This is a genomic window from Synergistes jonesii (genome assembly GCF_000712295.1).
GTDB classification, from domain to species: Bacteria; Synergistota; Synergistia; order Synergistales; family Synergistaceae; genus Synergistes; species Synergistes jonesii.
Map to the genome: position 1 here is coordinate 1 of NZ_JMKI01000047.1, position 20,885 is coordinate 20,885.

The following is a 20,885-nucleotide window of genomic DNA, read 5'->3' on the forward strand; positions in this document are numbered from 1 at the left end:
AAGCCTGTCAGGCCGTCGACGGAGATAATGAAAATATCTTCGGTGCCGCGATTACGGATCTCGTTAAGGACACCGACCCAGTACTTGGCGCTCTCATTTCCGCCGACCCACAGGCCAAGGACTTCACGATGCCCGTCCAGTCTTGTCCCAATAGCAACATAAACGGCTTTCTTGACGGTTCGGCCGTCCTGCCTCACATTGAAATGCACGGCGTCCATAAAGACGACTGCATACTTTTTGGCCAGCGGCCGGTTCTGCCATTCTTTGGCAATCGGCAGAATTCGATCCGTCATTCGCGAAATCATTTCAGCAGAGGCATCCACACCGTAGATAGACTGCAGGTGAGCCGAGATATCCCGGGTCGTCATGCCTTTTGCATACATGGACAGGACCTGATCCTCTATATTTGAGATATCGGTCTGGTTCTTTTTGACTGACTGCGGTTCGAAGTCACCCTTGCGGTCTCTGGGGACGTCGATCGGGATATCTCCGGCCGAAGAGGTGACTGTTTTAGGGCTGTAGCCGTTGCGGCTGTCATCTGTATGCTTGTTCTTGTAGTCATATTTGCTGTAACCGAGATGGTCATCCATCTCGGCTTCCAGCATCTGCTGGATCGTATCTCCGAGAAGATCCCTCAGCATAGCCTGTACGTCCTGGGCGTCTTCCGGTTTGTAGTGGGAAAGGAGACTCTGAATAAGCGCTTTTCTTTCCGGTGTCAGTTTTCTCTGTCTTGCCATAAAAATATCCTCCTGGATTGAATTTATCTTAACACCAATCCAGGAGGCTTGCTTTCTTCTCTATGGAGTTTACACAGAATTTGTTATACTCTCAAAATAGCCGCCTTTACTTCGCCCCGTCTCTCAGCGCGTCGAGATAATCAGCATACCACTGCATCATCTCGACGCGCTTATCCATATAATCGGCGTCGTTATAACTCTCGCGCACGCTGTTGCTGTCTATATGCGAAAGCTGGATTTCTATTACCTGTGAATTCCAACCGGCATTATGCAGGAGTGTAGAGGCCATACCGCGAAAGCCATGTCCTACCATCTCCGTTCGCATATAGCCTCTATCCCGCAGCGCCTTATTCTCGGCGTTCTCGGATATATGCCGCGAGCCGTCCATTGACGTTTGTGCGGGAAACAAATAAGCCCCGTGCCCGGTCAATTTATAAAGCCCCCTCAGGAGATCAATAACCTGCTTTGCCAGCGGCACGATATGTGGGCGGCGCATCTTCATCTTCTCCGGTGGTATCCTCCACAGGGCATTATCAAAATCGAACTCGGCCCACTCGGCCTCCCTCAGCTCCTTAGGCCTGACAAATGTATAGGCATGTAGAGCAAGCAAAACTCTCATCACGGGAGACTGTCCCATGTCCCTGATGGCCCGCATCAGTTGCCCGACACGGGCAGGGTCGGTAATGCGCGGATAATGTTTTGCATTTTTTGCGTGCAGGGCCCCGCGTAACGCATAAGTGGGGTCCATCAAAGCATTATCTGTAGCGATAGCATACCGGAACACCTGTCCCGCAAGCTGTTTCAGCCGGTGTGCCGTTTCGTAGTGCTCCTTAGCCTCGACCTTCCGGATCACGCTCAGAATATCCGATGATTTGATCTCTCCAGCCAACATCGAGCCGCAATCCCTTAAAAGCGGCTTCATGCGGATCCTCAAGATAGAGGCATACTTCTCTGTAAATTGCGGCTCAATCTGATTGGCCATCCACTCTTCGAAAACCTCCCGAAGAGTAGCTGCTTTTCTTGCCGGCCTGACGATACTTTCTCCTCTCAATACAGCAAGGCGCATCTCGTCGCGTTTCGTGCGTGCGTCCTTAAGAGAAACAAGCGGGTAATCTCCCAGCGACTTCCTGCGGCTCTTCCCATTTTCGCGGAAACGAAAACGCCAAGCAGTCTTCCCAGAAGTCATAACGTCAAGCACAAGCCCGTTCTCGATAGGCACCTCCCCGCGCTTCCCAGAACCCAAAATCCGCGCGACTTCCTTCCTCAACTCCTTTTCGGTTATCACTGGACTTGCCCCCTTGCTTGTGTCTCAAAATCAATATTTTGCATCGAAGGCATCACAGAGACACGCCTGAGACACAAAATACTTTTGATTATTATACACTACTTAGGGGTGCTCCAAAAAGCAAAACAACCAAAAAAAGCCTGTCTGAGACAGGCTTTTTTAATCACTTTATATCGCTTACTGGTGCTTAGGTATTTAAAAGTGGTGTCAAGGAGGGGAATTGAACCCCTATGAGCGTTATGCCCACTAGATCCTGAATCTAGCGCGTCTACCAGTTCCGCCACCCTGACAGGTGCCCCGAAGAACGAAAGTATTCTATCAATTATTTGCCGATTTGGCAAGGACTTTGATATTTCCGCCTGCGCCGCGTTTGCGCGCTCCGTATATTTACATTTTCCGAAGGGTGCGAAGGTTTTACGCCCGCGCGCGCCGCGGTGCTGCGGGTTTTTTGCGCCCGCTGCGCGATTCCTCCTGTATAATATAACTGCGCGCGCTAAGGCTAAGGCGCAGGAGACGGGAGCGCGTCTGCGCCTATTTGCGCCGAGGGATGGCGGTGAAAGAAGACGGATAAAAATTATTTTACGATGCCTGAAGCGTATAAATTTTTACGCCTGTGCGCCCTTTTGGGCTGCGCGCTTTTCCTTGCCGCCGCGATGCCGGCGTTTGAGGCGAGCGCCTTCACGACGATGGATTTTTACCGGGCCGCGCAGCGCTATAAGGCCGTGAACGCGTTCGGCGCGGCGGTCCACTGCGCGCACGAGACCGGCGACTGGCGGAGCAGGCTGTGGCGCGATGGGCGCAACGGCGCCGGGATAAAGGCGAACAGGGCGTGGGTCGCTCTCGGGATGCCTTGCATTGAGGTCTACAGCGGCGAGGAGATCGGCGGGAAGAGCGTCGCTGTGCGTTCCTCCTTCCGCAAATACAAAACGATAGACAAATTCCTTAGAGACTACTCGCGCAAAGTCCGCGACGATTACCCTCTCTCAGCCCGCTGCTATAAAAACATCTGGGGCTATATCTGCGGCCTCTATCTCGGGAAGAACGGCAGATGGGCGACGGATGGGAAATATTTCCAAAAGCTCACGAAAAAAGCCGTTCAACTCGCGCCGGAGATATACGGGCCGTTGTGGCGAAAGAGGCTCCATTCTCAGCTTGAAAACGCCAGAGGCTTCAAGATTCTGCAGAAGTGGCAGGAGGATGTGATCTTGTCGGCGCTGAGAGGGGAGGAGGTCCTATGATTCGCGGAATAGGCATAGATATCTGCGACATTGAGAGGATGAAAAAGGCCCTTTCGCGCGGGGGCTTCGCCGAGCGTGTTTTTTCGCCGGCAGAGATCGACTACGCCGGCGAAGGCGAGGCGGCGGCCGCCCATTTTGCCGCGGCGTTCGCGGCGCGCGAGGCCCTCGCGAAGGCGGGAGGCTGGGGGCTTGCCTCTATCGGGCTCGGCGCGTGCGAGGTGCTGCGCAGCGAGAGTGGCCCGGCTTTTAATTTCAGCGGGGAATTCAGGCGCCGTCTTGAGGAGCGCGGCGTGAAGCGCGTTTTTCTTTCGATCACGCATGAAGCGGGAGTCGCTGCGGCCGTGGTCGTCTTGGAGGGAGATTGATGCAGAAATATTATTTTCCGGCCGATATCCGCAGGGCGGACGTCATAGCGGCAGAGGAGTGCGGCGTGCCTTCCGTCGTGCTGATGGAAAACGCCGCGAAGAGCGCGGCGCGCGAAGCGGGGCTTTTGGCGGACGGCGCGCGCGGCCCCTTCGTCGTGTTGGCGGGCGTAGGGAATAACGGCGGTGACGGCTTTGCCGCGGCACGCCATCTTCTGATAGGCGGCGCCGATGTCGTCGTTTTGAAGTGCGCCGACGATGGAAGGTACAAAAACGACGCCGCCGTCAATTTATCGATTCTGCGCAGGCTGAAAAGCGAAAAGCTGAGAATCTGCGACACTCCGGAAATGACTGATGCAGAAATATCGGCGTTGCTCGACGAAGCCGCTTGTGTGATTGACGGACTTCTCGGCACCGGTACGACGGGAGCGCCAAGGAAGGAAGCGGCGCGGCTTCTTGCGCTGCTTGATGGATACGAAAATATCGTCGCGCTCGACATTCCTTCTGGCATAGATCCTGCGAGCGGCGCCGTTTACGAGCCCTGCGCGAAGGCCGCCGTAACGGTGACGTTCCTCGCGCCTAAGTTCGGAATGGCCTTTGAACCGGCTAAGTCCGTCTGTGGTAAGGTAGTCACCGCCGACATAGGGGTGCCGCCCTTTGCGCTTCTGCCGGAGGAACCTGCCCTCACTCTGCTGACGGGCGGGGATATGAGAGGCTTCATGCCGGAGCTGCCGAGGGACGTTCACAAGACGCAGCGCGGGAACGTGCTCATAATAGCCGGGAGCGCGGAATACAGAGGGGCCCCTCTGCTTGTGGCGCGCGGCGCGCTGCGCGCCGGAGCGGGGCTTGTCTTTCTAGCAGTACCCGAATTCATAGCGCCTTACTCGTCGGAAAAACTGCCGGAGGCCATCGTCGTTCCTCTTGCGGTGAAAGGCGGCGAAATATTGAGCAGGGACGCCGAGAACGTGCTTTCCGAAATAGCGCCGAAGTGCGCCTCCGTCGTCGCGGGCCCCGGATGCGGCCGTTCCGACGGCGCCGATGAATTATTTGTCTGGCTGTGGCATCGCTGCGCCCTGCCTATGCTGCTCGACGCGGACATGCTATGGTTCTTCGCGCGCCATAGAGCAGAACTGCCGCCGCGTGGGGACGTCCTTCTCACGCCGCACAGCGCGGAAGCCGGACGGATTCTCGGAATGTCGGCCGCGGAGGTCGACTCGCAGAGGGCGGAGTGCGCGCGCAAGCTCACGTATAAGACGGGAAACGCGCTGCTGAAGGGAAGGGACACGCTCGTCGCGTCCGGCTGCAGCCTGAAAATGATAGGGGCCGGCTCTCCTGTCCTTGCCGTGCCGGGCTCCGGCGACACGTTGAGCGGCATAATAGGCGCGTTCATAGCCTCCGGCATGTCCGTCGGCGACGCGGCCGCGGCGGGCGCGCTCGCGCACGCCACGGCCGGCGAAGCGCTTGAAGCGAAGCGCGGCGTGCGCGGGACTCTTGCGACGGAGATAGCGGATGAAATTCCGTCGATACTCAGATAATTCTTTTTCGGCGGCGACTTCGTCGCCGGAGGAGACCTTCTCTCTCGGCGAGACGCTCGGCGAGAATATATGCCCGGGGCTGCTGCTGCTGCTGAAGGGGACTCTGGGGATGGGGAAGACGAAATTCACACAGGGTATCGGCGCAGCGCTCGGAGCGTTCGGTGTCAAGAGTCCGACGTTCGTCATCATGCGCGAATACGACGTAGGTGCGCCTTTCCTGCACGTCGACCTTTACCGTATAGACGACGAGGCTGAGATCGAGTCGCTCGGCATAGAGGAATATCTCGAAGAGGGCTTCGCCGCGGCTGTAGAGTGGGCGGAGAAATGGAAAAACCCGCCTAACGAATGCCGCATCGACGTCGAATTCGCGGGAAACGGAGAGAATCGCCTGCTTACCTTCACGCTGCGCGGCGAAGAGGCGCGCGGAACCTTCGAAGCGCTTGCCGAAAATATAGAGAAGGGCTCACAAACGGAGGAATTTTAAATGATAACGCTTGCGGTGGAGTGTTCCGGGCGCTGGACCAACGTCGGCCTCGCGTCAGGGGGCAGGATACTCTCGGAGCGCAACGAAAAGCTCGGCAGGAAACAGTCGGAGGAACTGCCGATATTGGTGGACGAGGTCCTCGCCGAAGCGTGCTTGAAGCTGTCCGACGTAGATCTGATAGCGGTGGGCACGGGGCCGGGCTATTATACGGGCATACGCGCCGGCACGGCGTACGGCGCGGCGCTCGCCGAAGCCCTCGGCCTTAAAGTCGCGCCCCTCTCTTCCCTTAAAGCTTTCATTTGGGATATTAAAGACGAATACAGGAGCGTCGCGCCGGTTTTCAAGGCACGGCGCGGCTACTGCTACGCGGCGGTCTACGCCGGAGGAGAGGAACTCGCCGCGCCGTCGTTCCTTTCCGAAGCAGGGCTTGTCGTCATGCTGAAGGATTATCCCGACGCGGTGGTAGTGACGCCGGACATAGGGCATTTGGCGGCGCTGCGCGAAAGCGGCCGCGAAATAGTAGAGCGCGAGAGCGCGTCCGGCGGCGCGGCCGCTCTGCTTGGCGAAGCGTGCGCCTCCAGCGCGGAAGAGCCGCGGAAGATAAGCGGAAATTATCTTCGCGCTCCGGATATCGGTCCAATAGAATAAATTTTCACAACATTCGATAGTTGTCAGAAAATAAAGAATTCATTGTTAAGCTTGAATATATTAGAGATATTTGGCATAATACAGCAAGTTATGCCAATCGTTCATAGTCTTGGTTGACAGACAAAATCGATTAGACGTGTGGAAGGAAGGTGGGTCTTTTGGCGAAGAAGTTCAACATCGAAATTGTAGAGAAATGGTGCAAAGGATGTGGCCTCTGTATCGCTATATGCCCCAGGAAGGTTCTTGAACTCAACGATCAGGTTAAGAGCGTAGCGGTTCGTCCGGAAGATTGCATTGGCTGCCGCCAGTGCGAAAACATCTGCCCGGATATGGCAGTCACTGTTAAGGAGCGTGAATGATTATGGCCCAGAATGAATTCTGGCAGGGTAATAAAGCGATAGCGATGGGCGCTATCGCCGCCGGATGCAGATTCTTCGGCGGCTATCCTATCACCCCGTCAACAGAAGTAATGGAAACTATGTCGGAGGAGCTTCCGAAGCTCGGCGGCAAATTCGTCCAGATGGAAGACGAAATCGGCGGAATCGCCTCAGCTCTCGGCGCCTCTATCGCAGGCAAAAAAGCGATGACGGCAAGCTCCGGCCCCGGCATCTCCCTCAAGCAGGAACTCCTCGGCTTCGGCTACATCGCTGAAATCCCCATCGTAGTCGCCGACATAATGCGCGGCGGCCCTTCGACGGGGCTTCCGACGAAAGTTTCCCAGGCCGACGTCATGCAGGCCAAATGGGGGACACACGGCGACCACGGAACGATCGCTTACGCGCCGTGCTCGATTCCTGAGTGCTACACGATAACGATCAAAGCCTTCAACATGGCCGAGCGTTTCCGCCAGCCCGTTCTCGTCATGGCCGACGAGGTTATCGGACATATGCGCGAGAAGATAACGATTCCAGAGCCCGGAACGTATAAAATAGTAGACCGTAAGAAGCCGACGGTTGCGCCGGACGATTTCATCCCTTACCGTGCTGACGCCGACGACGTTCCTCCGATGCCGGCCTTCGGCGACGGTTATCGTTGGCATGTAACTGGACTTACGACGAATGAGTGGGGCTTCCCGACGAACGACGCGCCCGACATCGGCCTCAAGGCGAACAGAATCGTCCGCAAGGTCGAGCGCTTCCGCGACGAGATCGTCGAATACAGAGAAGACTTTATGGATGACGCCGAGATTGTCGTCGTCTCCTACGGCTCGGTATCCCGCTCGTCGCTCCGCGCTATCCGCGAGCTCCGCGAGCAGGGCGTGAAGGTCGGGCATTTCCGTCCCATCACTCTGTGGCCCTTCCCGGATAAAGAAATAGCCGCGTTCTCGAAGAGAGTGAAGCGCATCATCGTTCCGGAGCTCAACGCCGGACAGATGGTTCGCGAAGTCGAGAGGGCCGTCAAGGCGAACTGCGAGGTCATCGCGAAAAACCTTATCAACGGCGAGCTATACAAGCCGGCTGAGATCATGTCCTTCATCAAGGAGGTGGCGTAACCATGCCACGCGAAGACGTAAAGAAACTTCTGCGCACAAAATTCATGCCCCACATATGGTGCCCGGGGTGCGGACATGGAATCATCATGCACGCGATTCTACGCGCCATCGGAGACCTTAAGATACCGAAGGAAAAGGTATGCATCTCGTCGGGCATCGGCTGCTCGAGCCGCATGCCCGGATACATAGACGCCTGCACGCTTCACACCGCTCATGGGCGTTCGCTCGCGTTCGCTACCGGCGTGAAGATGGCCAACCCTGAACTCACTATAGTCAACGTCATGGGCGACGGCGACGGCACCGCTATCGGCGGCAACCACTTCATCCACGCCTGCCGCCGTAACATCGGTATCGCCGCCATCGTTATGAACAACAACATTTACGGGATGACCGGCGGGCAGGCCTCCCCGACGACGCCGGAGGGCGCTTTCGCGGCCACCGCGCCGTACGGCTCGATCGACCCGACGTTCGACGTCTGCAAGCTCGCGGCTGGAGCCGGAGCTACATACGTCGCCCGTACGACGGTCGCCAACCCCATCCAGTGCGAGCAGTTCATCAAAAATGCCATCGAGCACCAGAAGAAGGGCTTCGCCGTCGTAGAGATCGTTACGTACTGCCATACGCAGTTCGGACGCAAGAACAAGCGCAGCCGCCCGACGGACAACATCAAGTGGCTCAAAGAGCATACGGTCCTTAAGGCGCAGGCTGATAAGATGACGCCAGAAGAACTTGAGGGCAAGCTCATCGTCGGCGAATTTGTGAACATCGAGAACGCGCGTGAGTACACGGACCGCTACAACGACGTGATAGCGCGCGCTCAGGCAAAGAATTAGGAGGTACGGATCATGGGCGATCGTTTTGAAATTCGCGTTGCTGGATCCGGCGGACAGGGAGTCATCCTCGCCGCGGTGATCCTTGGTGAAGCGGCCGCGCTCCGTACGGAAGGCCTCAATTCCGTTCAGAGCCAGGCTTACGGGCCGGAAGCCCGCGGCGGCGCGTCGAAGTCGGAGGTCGTTTACGACCGCGAGGAGATAGACTATCCGAAGGCCTCGCATCCGAACCTGCAGATAATCCTTACGCAGAAAGCCTGCGACACGTACAGCCACGATACGGCGAAAGGCGCTACGGTCATCTTCGACGACTTCTTCGTCACAAATCCTCCGAAGCTCGACGCCGAGGTCTACATGCTGCCGATCGTCAAAACGGCCCGCGAGAAGCTCGGCCGCGAGATCGTCGTCAACATGGTAGCGCTCGGCACTGCGGCGAAGGCCCTCGAAGACAAGGGACTTACGAAACCGCAGGCCATCAAGGACGCCATACTTGCCCGCGTTCCTAAAGGAACGGAAGAGCTCAACGAGAAAGCTTTCGACGAGGGCTACAAGATGATGTGTGAAGCGGTGGCCGCGAGGAAGAAATAATCCTTTAAGCAGATAATCGATTTTTGAGAGGCTCCTTTAAGCGGGCCTCTCATTTTTTTGCGCTCTGAAAGAAACCAGGTGAACTTGCCGCTTCCGTTGACGAATCTTTGCGGCGGAGCGCCGTAGCGCGTTAAAGTCCCAAAGCCCGCGCCTTTGAGCGGTTAGTGCGCGATAAGCGGCTGCCCGAGCCGCGCCGCGGCGTTTGCGCGTGTTGACAAAATCTAAAAATACTGTATAATAGCTCCTCGTGGTACATTAGCGAGCCGTTAGCTCAGTTGGCAGAGCACCGGACTTTTAATCCGGGTGTCCCGGGTTCAAGTCCCGGACGGCTCACCACTTTTTGACGGTCCTATCGTCCAGAGGTCGAGGACACCGCCCTTTCAAGGCGGCGACGCGAGTTCGAATCTCGCTAGGACCGCCATTTTCTATTCGCTGATATTTTACTCGATCCATTACGGTGATAAAAAGATAAAAATCTGAAAAGAAGCGCCGGCGCGTCCGCGGTTTTTTTGCGCGCGGGGAACCGATATTGTGAAAAGTCCGGCCGACATCCTCCGCTTCCCGGGTTACCCCTGCTCTCGGTATAAAAGGAAATATGCCCGACGCAGGAATGAACTATGGAGCTTGTCTTGAACGTTAAAGGCGGGGCCGCGCTGACGATTTTTTCATCCGCGCGCCCCGCCCTTGCATACGTTAGTTAAATAATCAGATGCCTTATTCGGATATGGGAGTCTGCTGCTCTTCGCTGCCAGGCTGAGTTTCCTCGGAGCCCGACGCGCCGCTTTCTTCAGAGGAATCGGGTTCAGGCGCCTCTTCCTTCGGCATGGGCAGCGCTATCTCGGAAGCCTCTGCGACGATGGCCGGAAGCGAATACATCACGCCGCGCGCCGCGCCGATATTTAGACTGCGCTCGACCGTCTTTATGACTTTTTCGCTCTCTTCGTCCATTACGATTACCTTGATCTTGTGGCTCGGTCCTTTGAGCTTCATCATATCGCGGTCGCCGGCGTAGTATTCGCCGGATTTTTCCTCGTCGCCGTCTACGACTACGTTCATGTATTCTATTTCCTTGTATTCGTTGCCGCCGATAGTGACTGTCCGGTTGTCGATGAGCACGTCATGCTCTCTGCCGAAGTAGAAGAGCGCAAGGCAGATGACGGCGAGCAGTACTATGAGCGCGAGGCGGATGAAGAGCTTTTTTTGGTTGACGCTGCGTGCCATGACTATTCTCCTCTCAGGCTCCGTCTGGCTTCGATCTTATCCCTCATGCGCCTCCACGCGTGGAGGACGAGCGCCAGGGCAATGATGCCGTAGGAAACGAAGACGCGGAAATATTCCCCGAGCTGGGCCTGTCCGATGAGCTCCTTGCCGGCCATCGGCGATACGACGAACATCAGGTGGAAGAGCACGACTCCGACGAAGACGTTCGTGATCGTCGCGCGGCTGACAGACGCTCCGCCGATGAGTATCGCGGCGATGGCGAACATGCCGGCCTGGTCGTGGCTGTTATAGGTGTTCATCGTTCCGATGTTCTGAAGGAATATTATCTGTCCGAAGCAGGCGAGCACAGTCGATATCACTATCGCTATTATTCTCGTGCGTTCGACGGGGATGCCGGCGGCGTCCGCGACGGCCATATCCTGCCCCAGCGCGCGCATGTCCTGCCCGAGCTTCGTGCGGCGGAACCATATGATGAAGAGGCAGAACGCCCCTATCAAGATATAGGTCGCTACCGGCACGCTGATCGTCCCTATCTGCAAAGGAATTAAGTTGTCGAGCGTATGGCGCAGCCCCGTAAGGTTGATCGCGTTGCGGATGCCGTATCCGCGCGAGAGCACGAGCTGCGGGTTCGATATCGGGATGATGTTGCCCATGCAATAGAGGACTATCAACTGGTAGACGCCGTTGATGAAGAAACCGAGGATGTACGACGTTACCATCTCGCGTCCCTTTGCGCGGTTGAGGACCGCGCCGCAGATGTAGCCGAGCAGGATGGCTATCGGCATGCCGACGATCGCTGCGAGCAGCATTCCCTGCCAGCCGGCGACTGCCCAGTCGGTGACGAATATCAGCCCGATCTGTCCCGCCATCGCGCCTAAGACCATGCCGAAGTTGAGCCCCATTCCAGCGAGGATCGGAATAAGCAGCGAAAGTACGAGGAAGGAGTTTCTCGCCAGGCGCGTCAGCATCTCCTGAATCAGATATGTCGCGGAGAAGCCCGAGAGCGGTATCGCCACGGCGGATAGGCCTATGAATACGATAGGCACCGCATAATCCGCAAGCAGGCTTTTCAGTTCACGTTTTTTCGCCATTATCTCTTCACCACCACTTTCCTCGTCAGCGCGTATAGTATCATGCCGTTGCTGACGATGATGCGTATGACTTCAGACATGTCCGTCTGCATGACGCTGTTGATGACGGAGGGCGTCATTGTCAGTATGCCCTGGAAGAGGAAGGTGCCGACGACGACGTTGATTATCGATGCCTTGTTGACCGACGCGCCGCCGAGCAGAATCGCCGCTACGGCGGGGAAAGCCATGTAAAACGGCCCCATGTAGAGCTGGATGAAGCCGAAGCTCTGTTCGTAGACCAGGATGCCTATCGCTCCCAGCACTGTCGAGAGGATGACCGAGAGCGTGCGCATGCGGTCGACGTTGATGCCGGAGGCGCGCGCGAATTCAGGGTTGGAGCCTACCGCGGTCATCGCGGTGCCGACCTTCGTGCGGAAGAAGCCCCATACGAGGAAGGCGATCGTAGCAAAGAAGACGAACATCCCGACGGGCACGTAGAAAAATTCGCCGATCTGTATCTTGACGTACTTACTGAGCGCGTTGAGCCAGAAGCCCTCCACGCTTATCGTCGTGCGCAGCCCCGAACCGCCGTAGCCCCAGATCATCGTAGGGCTCGTGTAGGGGAGCAGCAGCCACGCGATGCACATCACCGCGACCGACGAGAAGCCGACGTAGGTCGCTATCATCATTTCGTCTCCTTTGACGCGGTTCAGCAGCTGGCCGTAGAGCCAGCCGAGCACGACGGCGATCGGTATCGCTATCGTAGCCGCAATCAAAAAGCCCACGCCGCCTCTGATGCCGATCTGTATCGATGTTACCGCGCCGAGCAGTCCTGAGATGATACCCAGCGGAAGTCCGAAATTAAGGCCGCAGCCGGACTGAATCATCGGCACCATCGCGAGCACGAGTATGCCGTTCATGCCGACGCGGACCAGCGTGTCCGATAAAGAGGCGTCGATTCGCACGCCGACGAAGGGCGCGGCGATAAAAAGCGCGCACAGGAAGAGCCCGATTATTATTCTCGGCCAGCCTGCGTCCTCAATAAATTTCTGCACTGTGTTTTTCATCCTTCTTCACCTGCGTCCCTCTGTCAGTTTGCTTCGGCCGGCTCTTCGACGTGCCCGAGCATCAGCATGCCGAATTCCTCGGCCTTTGCCGAAGCCGGCAGTATGCCCGAGACCCTGCCCTCGTTTATTATCGCTATGCGATCGCAGATGGAGCGCAGCTCCTCAAGCTCCGAGGAGGTCATGATGATCGTCGTTCCATCTTCTTCGTTGACCCTGTGCAGCGTATCGAGGACGAGCTTCTTAGCGCCGATGTCGATGCCGCGCGTCGGCTCTGAGACAAAGAGTATTTCAGGGTTCACCGCGAAGGCTTTCGCGAGGCATACCTTCTGCTGATTGCCGCCGGAGAGCTCTATGGCACGTTGACGCGGCCCGGTGCAGCGTATCTCGAGCGAATCGATGTATTTTTTCGTGCACTCGTCGATGGCCTTGTCGTCGCGCCATTTGATCATACCGCCGAGCAGCTTTTTAATGAATTTTTCCTGCACCTGCATCGCGGTGAAGGTGATGTTCCAGTCGATACCTTCGTCGAGCAGAAGCCCGACGCCCCTGCGGTCCTCGGAGACGAAAGCCATTCCCTCCCTCAGAGAAGCGTCCGGATCGTTGAGCTTTATCTCCTTGCCGCGCAGAAAGGCCTTGCCGCCCGCCGCGTAAAGCCCCATTATTCCATTCGATATGCCGACCTTGCCCTGTCCGGCAAGACCGCCTATGCCGAATATCTCCCCCCTGTGCACCTCAATGGAAACGTCGCGCACCGTCTCTCCGGGCATATCCACCCATAGATGCTCTGTGCGCAGGACGACCTCTCCTATATCGCGACGTTTCTGTTCCCTCTTTTCTTCCTGCCTGCTGTCTCCCTTTCTGTCTACCATCCACGCGGCGATCTGGCGCACGTTGGTGTCTTCCGTGCGCGCTTCCTGTATTACGCGGCCGTCGCGGACGACTATCAGCTTGTCGCAAAGGTCGATGATTTCATTAAGCCTGTGAGAGATGAATATTATCGCGATGCCCTGTTCGGAGAGTTTCTTCAGCGCCGAGATAAGGACACTGGCCTCGCTCTCAGCAAGGACGGCGGTCGGCTCGTCAAGGACCAGCAGCCGCGTCTTGCTTCTGTCTATTTCGCGGGCTATCTCTGTGAACTGCTTGTGTCCTACAGGCATTTCGCTGATCAAGGTGTCGGGGTTGAGATCGACTCCGAGCGTCTTAATAGCTTTCTCCGCTCTTTTTTTCATGTTGGTGCGGTCAAGCGTCATCAGCCTCTCGCTGAATATCTCGACCAGAAAATTGTACTTTGTGGATTCCCTGTTGAGGAGAATGTTCTCTGTCGCGCTGAAACCGGGGATAAGCGAAAATTCCTGGTGGACCATTCCGATGCCGGCTTCAAGGGCGTCGAGCGGGTCCTTGAACTTGACTTCCTGACCGTCGATAAAGATTTTCCCTTCGTAGCCGCCGGTCTCCTGAATGACGGGCATGCCGAAGAGTATATTCATCAAAGTTGATTTTCCCGCGCCATTTTCGCCGACAAGTCCCATAATTTCTCCTGGCTGCAGCGAAAATGTTACATTCTGGAGGACGCGGTTGCCGAAAAATTCTTTTCCGATGTTCTCCATTTTCAAAAGGGGAACTTCTGTGGGCATACATTTCACCTCGTGATTGCCAATATAGTTCCTGTTGTCAGCGGCACTCGGCCTCAAAAGCGTTCCGAAGGCCGGCATAACGGGCCGGAACGCATCCAAAATATCTTTCCGGCGCGGGGTTTTGCCGCGCCGGAAAGATTCAACGTAATATTTCCGAATTGCTATTTGATCTTAAGATATTTCTCAGGAACTTCTACGTCCGTAACTTTCATATAGCCGCGTCCGAAAACGTAGGTGTCCTCGTACACGAGCACGAACTTCTTGATTTTCATCTGGCGCGCCATGTCGAAATACGGAGCTCCGTTCCAGGCTGCGCCTGGCGTATATTTGTCGTAGCAGGCCCAGAGGTCCTTCGTGTTATAGAGCTTCGCCTTTCCTTCCGTTATGCGCTTGCCGTACTCGGCGAGCGCGCAGACTGTGCTCCAGCCGTAAGAATACGGCCATGTACCCATGCGTCCCTTGCCGCCGGCGTCGATTACGGCCTTCTCGACCTTCTTCATGATAGCGGGCCAATTTCCTGCTTCATTCTTGAGATCTATGCCGAAGGCTCCGGGATAGCCCATCAGCGGCGACGGGAGGTCGGGCTCTACGAAGAGGGCGCCGCACTTTGCGACCTGCTTCAGCAGAGGCTCGGTCTGTGCGTCGTTGGTGCAGAAGAACGCCGTCTCTTTGCCGTACTTTTCTACCCAGGCCGGCACCTTTTCAAGGATAAACTGCTGAGCTCCGGCTACGCCGACATCGCTAGTCGGGTCGGGAGCCGTTTCAAACGCGAATTTGAGGCCGAGGTCCTTGCATGCCTGTTCCATAATGGCGCGGCGGCGTGAAAGCAGCTCGTAGCTCATGTGGCGCGGGAACGAGATATGCACGAAGGTCTTTGCCCCAAGTTTCTTGGCTGTGTTGATGATAAGGTAGCCGCGCATGATGTTGTCTACGCCGATTGCGAAGTCGGCCGTACTGGTGATGACGTTCGGATCTTCCTGGGGTTCGCCGGCAAAGCAGAGGATGTCCTTCCTCTTCTCCTTAACGCGGCGAAAAGCCTCGGTCGTTCCGGGTATGGCGTCGTCAACGACTATGACCTTCATAAGCGGGTCATCCGCAAGTCCGACTATCTGCGAAATGGTCGTTTCCATTTCTGACATAAAGTTGTCGGGCATCGTCACGTGCTTGATTATGCCGCCGCGGTCGACGTCGCCGTATTCCTTGATCAGGCGCTCGGCTCCGCGGTAGGTGTCCTCAGCCTGAGAAACCGTCAGCGTAGCGACTCCGATGTGGAATTCCGGCTTCGCCGCAAAGGCCGCCGTTGCCATCAAAGCCGCGGCGATCAGTGCGAAAAAAGCTATTGCTGCTGTCCTTCTCATGAAAAAAATTCCTCCCTTTGATTTGTTTGGTGTATATGAAAAACATGGAACGGAGGAGCCTATCCGTTCCATGTCTTCCACAGGGTCACTCCCCGCAGATTGTGATCTCGCGGGTAAAATGGTTGAGCGCTTCGCCGGTGCCGTCGCGACGCACAGCTACGATATTCTCGATTCGCACTCCGAACTTGCCGGGAATGTATATGCCAGGCTCCACGCTGAAAACGTTGCCCGCCTCGAGGGGCACATCGTTGCCTTCGATCATATAAGGCGATTCGTGGTCGGCGATGCCGATGCCGTGGCCGACGCGGTTGAAGAAATACTTACCGTAGCCTGCGTCTACTATCACCTGACGCGCGGCGCGGTCGACGTCCTGCCCTGTCGCTCCCGGCTTTACCGCAGCTTCGCCGGCGGCCTGGGACTTTTTGACTATTTCGTATATTTTTTTCATTTCTTCGGTAGGAGTGCCTGTGAAGAAGGTGCGCGTCATGTCTGAACAGTAGCCACCGTAGCGCCCTCCGATGTCGAGAATTACGATATCGTTATCGCCGATGACGCGTTCGCCGCCGGAGTAGTGCGGCATCGAGCCGTTGGGGCCGCTTGCGACTATCGGTTCGAATGAAAGCTTCGAAGAGCCGCCCTCTTCGAAAAATTCAACGATCTTCTTTGCTACATCGCGCTCCTTCATGCCCGGGCGAATGAACTTCTGCAGCTTCGCGGTTACGCCGTCCGCTATATCTGCTGCTTTTCGCATCAGGTCGAGCTCCTCGGCGTCCTTATGCGAGCGCTGCCCGGCGAGCAGGTCGACGCCGTTTATCATTTCCATCGGCATCGCATCGCGGACGGCGAGCATATCCACCGCGCGCACGCCGTCGTTGAAAGCGATCTTTCCACCGACGATTCCAAGATATTCGCAGCCGCGGCGGAATGCGCCGGTGAAGCCTTCGTGGTCGTCCCACTTCGCGTAAAAGGGCACCTCCCCGAAAGCCTTTACGATCTCCTCTTCGTAAAGGAGCGGCGTCATCGCAAAACAGCGCGCCTCCTTCGAGACCATCAGTCCCCGCACTCGTTCGTCGGGGTGCGTGTCGAGCCCGCTTATATACTCAAGGTCAGCCGAAGGGCCGATATAAAAGGCGTCAATGTCTTTCTCCCTGAGAAACTGCGCCAAGCGTTCGACTCTTTCTTTTTTTATCATGATTGGCAACTGCCTCCTGTCAGACAAGATTCTATGGTCTGTAAACAAAAAGAATAAACAAAAAATTTATATTTTACCGTTCAATGAAATCACTGACCTGCAAAAACTCCGTTTCGCACAACACTCGCAGGCAAAACACCGCGCTCTTTAATATTTTAAGCCGCAGCGCTGATATGTCAAGCAGTGAATGCTTGAGAACACCTTGAGAACGGCGATGGCGCCTCTCGTGATATTTCCGTAGTATGCTTTCATTGGCTCTGATATATGAACCCTTAAAGTTAAAGGCTACGTAATGCGATACGCCATCGTCATTTCTTCGTTTAAATGAAATGGAGAATAATCAGCGGAATGTGCCGCTTATTATTTACACATTATCGTCATATATTTGCCACATTCCGACGTTATGTTTTCTATATTGAAATTTAAGGGGAATTGTTATGAAAAAGAAATTGACGATAATAGCGGTAGCGCTGCTTGCTCTGGCTATCGCCTGCGCTGCCGCTTTCGCCGACGGGCCGGAGATCTAAAGTATATCGGAAACGGCAAGGAGGTCGTTCTATTCGCCGAAACGGTGGTGCGCACTAATCAGAGCATAATCGTGCGTGACTCGAGAGGTAATAAGCTTCCGGCTAAGATCATCAAGACGACGGGCAAAGAGGTGACTTTGAGAGTCCCGAACGTAAGAAAAGACGAACAGTATACCTTTGAGCTCGGCGGGGTGAATGTCGGAAAAAACCGCGATCTGAGGTATTCTAACTATTTTTTCGTCAAGGACAACTGGCGCAACAACAAACCGGAGCCCAACGCCCGCGGGCCGCAGCAAGGATGGCCCGGACAGAATGCTAAACCAGGACAGCCGCCTCAGCATCAGAAAGGCCAGCTCAGGCAACCGAAGAAGCCTGATCCCAATCAGAACGGACAGTGGCAGCCTCAGTAGGGCGGGCCAGAACGGCCTCTGAAGCTTGAAGAAAAGAAATAAATATATAGCAGCGGCAGAAATATACGAAAAACAATTTACGATCCGTCGAAGCGATTCGCCAGACCGTGAAATTTTATTAATTGGGGTTTTACGAGATCATGCGCCAGCGGTAAATAAAGCGCTTATCATAAAACGATGCGCAGCGTGTAGCCAATCGGTAGATTGAAAAAAATAAAAAGGACTTTCGGAAAATCCCGAAAGTCCTGTGTTTGCAATGGTGGGCGATATTGGGTTCGAACCAACGACTTCCACCGTGTGAAGGTGACACTCTACCGCTGAGTTAATCGCCCTTATGAAGATGGTGGATCGTACAGGAATCGAACCTGTAACCCCCTGATTAAGAGTCAGATGCTCTGCCAGTTGAGCTAACGATCCTTTTATCATTAAACTTTTTCAAAAGATGGTGGATCGTACAGGAATCGAACCTGTAACCCCCTGATTAAGAGTCAGGTGCTCTGCCAGTTGAGCTAACGATCCGGCCGCTTATTGAAAAAAGTGGGGTGAGTGACGGGACTCGAACCCGCAACAACTGGAACCACAATCCAGGACTCTAACCAGTTGAGCTACACTCACCGTAGCGCTCTGCTTCCGCTGTAAAGTGGCGCGCCTGAAGGGACTCGAACCCCCGGCCCACTGCTTAGAAGGCAGTTGCTCTATCCAACTGAGCTACAGGCGCATACTCACTGCCTCTGCCGAAGCACCAAATTATTATATCTGAAAATCCACTCATGTCAATATGAAAAATAACTTTTTACTTTTATAATATGATGATATGTTGCCATCTATACGAAATTGCTGCTGGAAAATCGAGAACGAGGCAAACGCTCTGCTGTCAGCCAAGGCGCTTCGCGGCGCTTGCAGCCGGGAGATATGCCTCACATGAATAACATCGAATAAGTTATAAGCATTTGTAAACATGCCGCCCTCAAGTATAATATTGCTATCCAAATGAAAATGGAGGTGCCGGCAGTGCTTGGCAATTTTTCTTACTGTAATCCAACAAAATTATATTTCGGCGATGACTCTCTGAAATTTCTCGGAAACGAGCTGAAAAAATACGGCGACAACGTGCTGCTTGTCTATGGCGGCGGTTCCATCAAGAGGAATGGAATCTATGAAGACGTGATAGAGATTTTGAGAGCCGCCGGCAAGAATGTGGCGGAACTTCCTGGGGTCATGCCCAACCCTACGCTGCAGAAACTTTACGAGGGCATAGAGGCGGCGAGAAAGCAACGCACGGATATGATTCTTGCAGTAGGCGGCGGCTCGGTCTGCGATTATGCTAAGGCGCTTTCCGTCTCTGTGAACTGCAGTGAAGATCCGTGGGATAAGTATTTTATCCGCTTTGAAGAACCTGAATGCGAGACTCTGCCCGTCGGCTGCGTGCTGACGATGGCCGGAACTGGCTCCGAGATGAACGCGGGCGCAGTCATAACGAATCCTGAGAAAAAATTGAAGATCGGACACGTATTCGCCGATGAAAAGATTATGCCGAGATTCTCTATTCTGAATCCTAAATATACTCTGACGCTTCCAAAATATCAGATGGTCGCGGGCGTTTACGATATTTTCAACCACATCTGCGAGCAGTATTTCTCAGGGGATGACGACAACACCAGCGACTATATCAGCGAAGGGTTGATGCGCTCGCTGCTTCATTCGAGCCGCAAGGCCGTAAAGGATCCTCTGAATTATGAGGCGAGGAGCAATCTTATGTGGACCGCGACATGGGCGCTCAACACGCTCGTCGCAAAGGGTAAATCGTGCGACTGGATGATCCATATGCTTGGTCAGTCGGTCGGCGCTATGACAAACGCGACTCACGGCATGACGCTCGCCGCCGTGTCGCTGCAATATTATCGCCATATACTTACTTACGCTCTGCCAAAATTCGCGCGCTTCGCGGCTAACGTCTGGGACGTCTGCGTGAATGGAAAGACGGAAGAAGAAATCGCGCGCGAAGGGCTCGCCGCGATGGAAGGCTGGATGAAACATCTTGGCTTGGTTATGAACATAACGGAGCTGGGAGCTACGAAAGAGATGATTCCCGATCTTGTGAAGGGAACGCTGATTCTCAAAGGCGGTTATAAGGTGCTCGATGAGAGCGAAGTCGCGGAAATTTTCAGAAGATCGTTGTAGGGTATTCACAGAGGGAAGAGATAGCATGAGAAAGGCCGCCGTCCATCTGCTTTTGTACCTGCTGCTTGTTGTCGTACAGTTGGCGTGTATTTCTTCCGGCGCCTTTGCGTCTGAGAAGAATACTCTACGGTGCGACATCGACGCTACGGCGGAGGCGCGGAGCGCCAACCGAAGCCGTGTAACAAGCGGAAAATTCGACTTCGAGACTAAAACCGTTATGCTAAACAGCGGCTATGCGATGCCGATTCTTGGGTTGGGCACCTACAGTCTTTTGGGCGATAGCTGTGTAAACTCTGTAGTTACCGAGCTGGAAAGCGGAGGCCGGCTTATCGACACGGCCTACATGTATCATAATGAAGACTTCGTAGGCAAGGGAATAAAAAAGACCGGGATACCGCGTGAAGATGTTTTCATTACCACAAAGCTGTATCCCGACCAGTACGCCGACGCGCCTAACGCTATCGATGAAGCGCTTAAAAAACTGGATGTCGGCTACATAGACCTGATGCTTCTGCACCATCCTGGGAAAGGCGACATAGATGCGTATAAGGCCATGGAACAAGCCGCTGCTGACGGCAAGATTCGTTCTATCGGCCTTTCCAACTGGTACATCAAAGAGCTGAAAGAATTCCTGCCGAAGATCACGATCTTGCCGGCGGTGGTTCAAAACGAAATCCACCCGTATTACCAGGAGAATGAAGTGGTAGATTATGTACATTCTCTCGGCATAGTCATGGAGGGGTGGTATCCGCTCGGCGGCAGAGGGCATACAGCTGAGCTGTTGGGAGATAAAACGATAACGGAGATAGCGAAGGCGCATGGAGTATCTTCCGCGCAAGTCATCTTGCGCTGGAATCTTCAGAAGGGGGTAGTGGTGATTCCCGGCTCCAGCAATCCTGATCATATAAGAGAGAATCTGGATCTGTTCGGATTTGAATTGACTGATGAAGAAATGACGGCGATCAAAGCGCTGGGCCGCGATGAAAAGCATGATTGGTATTGACTGCGACGATGAGCGGGTAGAAG

20 protein-coding genes and 8 tRNA genes are annotated in these 20,885 nt (G+C 55.0%); 14 read left to right on the forward strand and 14 right to left on the reverse strand.

The window, feature by feature from the left end; all coding sequences use genetic code 11:
- The 3 genes from EH55_RS10770 to EH55_RS10780 all read right to left on the reverse strand — a co-directional run.
- Window positions 1-737 (reverse strand): IS256 family transposase (locus tag EH55_RS10770; protein WP_037977743.1); only part of this gene is annotated, 737 nt, incomplete at its 3' end.
- Between the two features lie 106 nt (window positions 738-843).
- Window positions 844-2,022 carry a tyrosine-type recombinase/integrase gene (locus EH55_RS10775; protein WP_037977744.1) on the reverse strand — a complete coding sequence of 393 codons (1,179 nt, stop codon included), beginning with the start codon at window positions 2,020-2,022 and terminating at the stop codon, window positions 844-846.
- 202 nt (window positions 2,023-2,224) lie between these two features.
- Window positions 2,225-2,312 (reverse strand) — tRNA-Leu (locus tag EH55_RS10780).
- A gap of 294 nt (window positions 2,313-2,606) precedes the next feature.
- On the opposite strand from EH55_RS10780, the gene EH55_RS10785 reads away from it, so the two are divergent.
- The 11 genes from EH55_RS10785 (at window position 2,607) to EH55_RS10835 (ending at window position 9,620) form a co-directional block, all read left to right on the forward strand.
- Complete coding sequence (locus EH55_RS10785; RefSeq protein WP_037977747.1) at window positions 2,607-3,260, forward strand: glucosaminidase domain-containing protein; 654 nt, start codon at window positions 2,607-2,609, stop codon at window positions 3,258-3,260.
- Window positions 3,257-3,625 carry a holo-ACP synthase gene (acpS, locus tag EH55_RS10790; protein ID WP_037977749.1) on the forward strand — a complete coding sequence of 123 codons (369 nt, stop codon included), beginning with the start codon at window positions 3,257-3,259 and terminating at the stop codon, window positions 3,623-3,625. The genes EH55_RS10785 and acpS overlap by 4 nt, the downstream gene beginning before the upstream one ends.
- On the forward strand, window positions 3,625-5,157 hold the full coding sequence (locus EH55_RS10795; protein WP_051682845.1) for a bifunctional ADP-dependent NAD(P)H-hydrate dehydratase/NAD(P)H-hydrate epimerase: 1,533 nt from the start codon (window positions 3,625-3,627) through the stop codon (window positions 5,155-5,157). Before acpS ends, EH55_RS10795 begins: the two co-directional genes overlap by 1 nt.
- Window positions 5,132-5,641 (forward strand): tRNA (adenosine(37)-N6)-threonylcarbamoyltransferase complex ATPase subunit type 1 TsaE, encoded by a 510-nt coding sequence (gene tsaE, locus EH55_RS10800; RefSeq protein WP_037977752.1) that lies wholly within the window; start codon window positions 5,132-5,134, stop codon window positions 5,639-5,641. Before EH55_RS10795 ends, tsaE begins: the two co-directional genes overlap by 26 nt.
- The gene (tsaB, locus tag EH55_RS10805) at window positions 5,642-6,289 is read left to right on the forward strand and encodes a tRNA (adenosine(37)-N6)-threonylcarbamoyltransferase complex dimerization subunit type 1 TsaB (protein ID WP_051682846.1); all 648 of its coding nucleotides are present in this window, start codon (window positions 5,642-5,644) and stop codon (window positions 6,287-6,289) included. It abuts the gene before it with no gap.
- Window positions 6,290-6,447: 158 nt separating this feature from the next.
- Entirely contained in the window at window positions 6,448-6,648 is a 201-nt protein-coding gene (locus EH55_RS10810) for a 4Fe-4S dicluster domain-containing protein (RefSeq protein ID WP_037977755.1), read from the forward strand.
- Window positions 6,649-6,650: 2 nt separating this feature from the next.
- Entirely contained in the window at window positions 6,651-7,781 is a 1,131-nt protein-coding gene (locus EH55_RS10815) for a 2-oxoacid:acceptor oxidoreductase subunit alpha (RefSeq protein ID WP_037977758.1), read from the forward strand.
- Between the two features lie 2 nt (window positions 7,782-7,783).
- Complete coding sequence (locus EH55_RS10820) at window positions 7,784-8,614, forward strand: thiamine pyrophosphate-dependent enzyme (RefSeq protein WP_037977761.1); 831 nt, start codon at window positions 7,784-7,786, stop codon at window positions 8,612-8,614.
- A 12-nt stretch (window positions 8,615-8,626) separates the two neighbouring features.
- Entirely contained in the window at window positions 8,627-9,199 is a 573-nt protein-coding gene (locus EH55_RS10825) for a 2-oxoacid:acceptor oxidoreductase family protein (protein ID WP_037977763.1), read from the forward strand.
- A gap of 260 nt (window positions 9,200-9,459) precedes the next feature.
- Window positions 9,460-9,535 (forward strand) — tRNA-Lys (locus tag EH55_RS10830).
- Between the two features lie 9 nt (window positions 9,536-9,544).
- A tRNA-Glu gene (locus tag EH55_RS10835) sits at window positions 9,545-9,620 on the forward strand.
- A 293-nt stretch (window positions 9,621-9,913) separates the two neighbouring features.
- Here EH55_RS10835 and EH55_RS10840 read toward each other — a convergent pair.
- From EH55_RS10840 to EH55_RS10865, 6 genes are all read right to left on the reverse strand, one after another.
- Window positions 9,914-10,420 carry a DUF6672 family protein gene (locus EH55_RS10840; RefSeq protein ID WP_037977766.1) on the reverse strand — a complete coding sequence of 169 codons (507 nt, stop codon included), beginning with the start codon at window positions 10,418-10,420 and terminating at the stop codon, window positions 9,914-9,916.
- Between the two features lie 2 nt (window positions 10,421-10,422).
- Complete coding sequence (locus EH55_RS10845) at window positions 10,423-11,511, reverse strand: ABC transporter permease (protein WP_037977768.1); 1,089 nt, start codon at window positions 11,509-11,511, stop codon at window positions 10,423-10,425.
- On the reverse strand, window positions 11,511-12,557 hold the full coding sequence (locus EH55_RS10850; RefSeq protein ID WP_037977770.1) for an ABC transporter permease subunit: 1,047 nt from the start codon (window positions 12,555-12,557) through the stop codon (window positions 11,511-11,513). Before EH55_RS10850 ends, EH55_RS10845 begins: the two co-directional genes overlap by 1 nt.
- Before the next feature lie 23 nt (window positions 12,558-12,580).
- Entirely contained in the window at window positions 12,581-14,191 is a 1,611-nt protein-coding gene (locus tag EH55_RS10855; protein WP_037977773.1) for a sugar ABC transporter ATP-binding protein, read from the reverse strand.
- A gap of 161 nt (window positions 14,192-14,352) precedes the next feature.
- Entirely contained in the window at window positions 14,353-15,549 is a 1,197-nt protein-coding gene (locus EH55_RS10860) for a DUF3798 domain-containing protein (RefSeq protein ID WP_051682847.1), read from the reverse strand.
- A gap of 85 nt (window positions 15,550-15,634) precedes the next feature.
- Window positions 15,635-16,741 (reverse strand): M24 family metallopeptidase, encoded by a 1,107-nt coding sequence (locus tag EH55_RS10865; protein WP_037977775.1) that lies wholly within the window; start codon window positions 16,739-16,741, stop codon window positions 15,635-15,637.
- Between the two features lie 598 nt (window positions 16,742-17,339).
- Here EH55_RS10865 and EH55_RS10870 point away from each other — a divergent pair.
- Complete coding sequence (locus EH55_RS10870; protein ID WP_141730557.1) at window positions 17,340-17,678, forward strand: hypothetical protein; 339 nt, start codon at window positions 17,340-17,342, stop codon at window positions 17,676-17,678.
- 257 nt (window positions 17,679-17,935) lie between these two features.
- Here the strand turns inward: EH55_RS10870 and EH55_RS10875 are convergent.
- The 5 genes from EH55_RS10875 to EH55_RS10895 form a co-directional block, all read right to left on the reverse strand.
- Window positions 17,936-18,010, reverse strand: a tRNA-Val gene (locus EH55_RS10875).
- A 9-nt stretch (window positions 18,011-18,019) separates the two neighbouring features.
- A tRNA-Lys gene (locus EH55_RS10880) sits at window positions 18,020-18,095 on the reverse strand.
- A 26-nt stretch (window positions 18,096-18,121) separates the two neighbouring features.
- A tRNA-Lys gene (locus tag EH55_RS10885) sits at window positions 18,122-18,197 on the reverse strand.
- A gap of 19 nt (window positions 18,198-18,216) precedes the next feature.
- A tRNA-His gene (locus tag EH55_RS10890) sits at window positions 18,217-18,293 on the reverse strand.
- Between the two features lie 26 nt (window positions 18,294-18,319).
- A tRNA-Arg gene (locus tag EH55_RS10895) sits at window positions 18,320-18,396 on the reverse strand.
- Between the two features lie 293 nt (window positions 18,397-18,689).
- Here EH55_RS10895 and EH55_RS10900 point away from each other — a divergent pair.
- Together EH55_RS10900 and EH55_RS10905 are read left to right on the forward strand one after the other, a co-directional pair.
- Window positions 18,690-19,859 (forward strand): iron-containing alcohol dehydrogenase, encoded by a 1,170-nt coding sequence (locus EH55_RS10900; protein ID WP_037977781.1) that lies wholly within the window; start codon window positions 18,690-18,692, stop codon window positions 19,857-19,859.
- Window positions 19,860-19,884: 25 nt separating this feature from the next.
- Window positions 19,885-20,862, forward strand: a complete 978-nt coding sequence (locus EH55_RS10905; RefSeq protein WP_201769374.1) for an aldo/keto reductase — start codon at window positions 19,885-19,887, stop codon at window positions 20,860-20,862.
- Window positions 20,863-20,885: the final 23 nt, after the last annotated feature.

What these genes read in the sequence shown, in the direction of transcription:
- EH55_RS10785 (WP_037977747.1), top strand. Translation starts at nt 2,607, where the DNA reads ATGCCTGAAGCGTATAAATTTTTACGCCTGTGCGCCCTTTTGGGCTGC.
- acpS (WP_037977749.1), top strand. Translation starts at nt 3,257, where the DNA reads ATGATTCGCGGAATAGGCATAGATATCTGCGACATTGAGAGGATGAAA.
- EH55_RS10795 (WP_051682845.1), top strand. Translation starts at nt 3,625, where the DNA reads ATGCAGAAATATTATTTTCCGGCCGATATCCGCAGGGCGGACGTCATA.
- tsaE (WP_037977752.1), top strand. Translation starts at nt 5,132, where the DNA reads ATGAAATTCCGTCGATACTCAGATAATTCTTTTTCGGCGGCGACTTCG.
- tsaB (WP_051682846.1), top strand. Translation starts at nt 5,642, where the DNA reads ATGATAACGCTTGCGGTGGAGTGTTCCGGGCGCTGGACCAACGTCGGC.
- EH55_RS10815 (WP_037977758.1), top strand. Translation starts at nt 6,651, where the DNA reads ATGGCCCAGAATGAATTCTGGCAGGGTAATAAAGCGATAGCGATGGGC.
- EH55_RS10820 (WP_037977761.1), top strand. Translation starts at nt 7,784, where the DNA reads ATGCCACGCGAAGACGTAAAGAAACTTCTGCGCACAAAATTCATGCCC.
- EH55_RS10825 (WP_037977763.1), top strand. Translation starts at nt 8,627, where the DNA reads ATGGGCGATCGTTTTGAAATTCGCGTTGCTGGATCCGGCGGACAGGGA.
- EH55_RS10840 (WP_037977766.1), bottom strand. Translation starts at nt 10,420, where the DNA reads ATGGCACGCAGCGTCAACCAAAAAAAGCTCTTCATCCGCCTCGCGCTC.
- EH55_RS10845 (WP_037977768.1), bottom strand. Translation starts at nt 11,511, where the DNA reads ATGGCGAAAAAACGTGAACTGAAAAGCCTGCTTGCGGATTATGCGGTG.
- EH55_RS10850 (WP_037977770.1), bottom strand. Translation starts at nt 12,557, where the DNA reads ATGAAAAACACAGTGCAGAAATTTATTGAGGACGCAGGCTGGCCGAGA.
- EH55_RS10855 (WP_037977773.1), bottom strand. Translation starts at nt 14,191, where the DNA reads ATGCCCACAGAAGTTCCCCTTTTGAAAATGGAGAACATCGGAAAAGAA.
- EH55_RS10860 (WP_051682847.1), bottom strand. Translation starts at nt 15,549, where the DNA reads ATGAGAAGGACAGCAGCAATAGCTTTTTTCGCACTGATCGCCGCGGCT.
- EH55_RS10865 (WP_037977775.1), bottom strand. Translation starts at nt 16,741, where the DNA reads ATGATAAAAAAAGAAAGAGTCGAACGCTTGGCGCAGTTTCTCAGGGAG.
- EH55_RS10905 (WP_201769374.1), top strand. Translation starts at nt 19,885, where the DNA reads ATGAGAAAGGCCGCCGTCCATCTGCTTTTGTACCTGCTGCTTGTTGTC.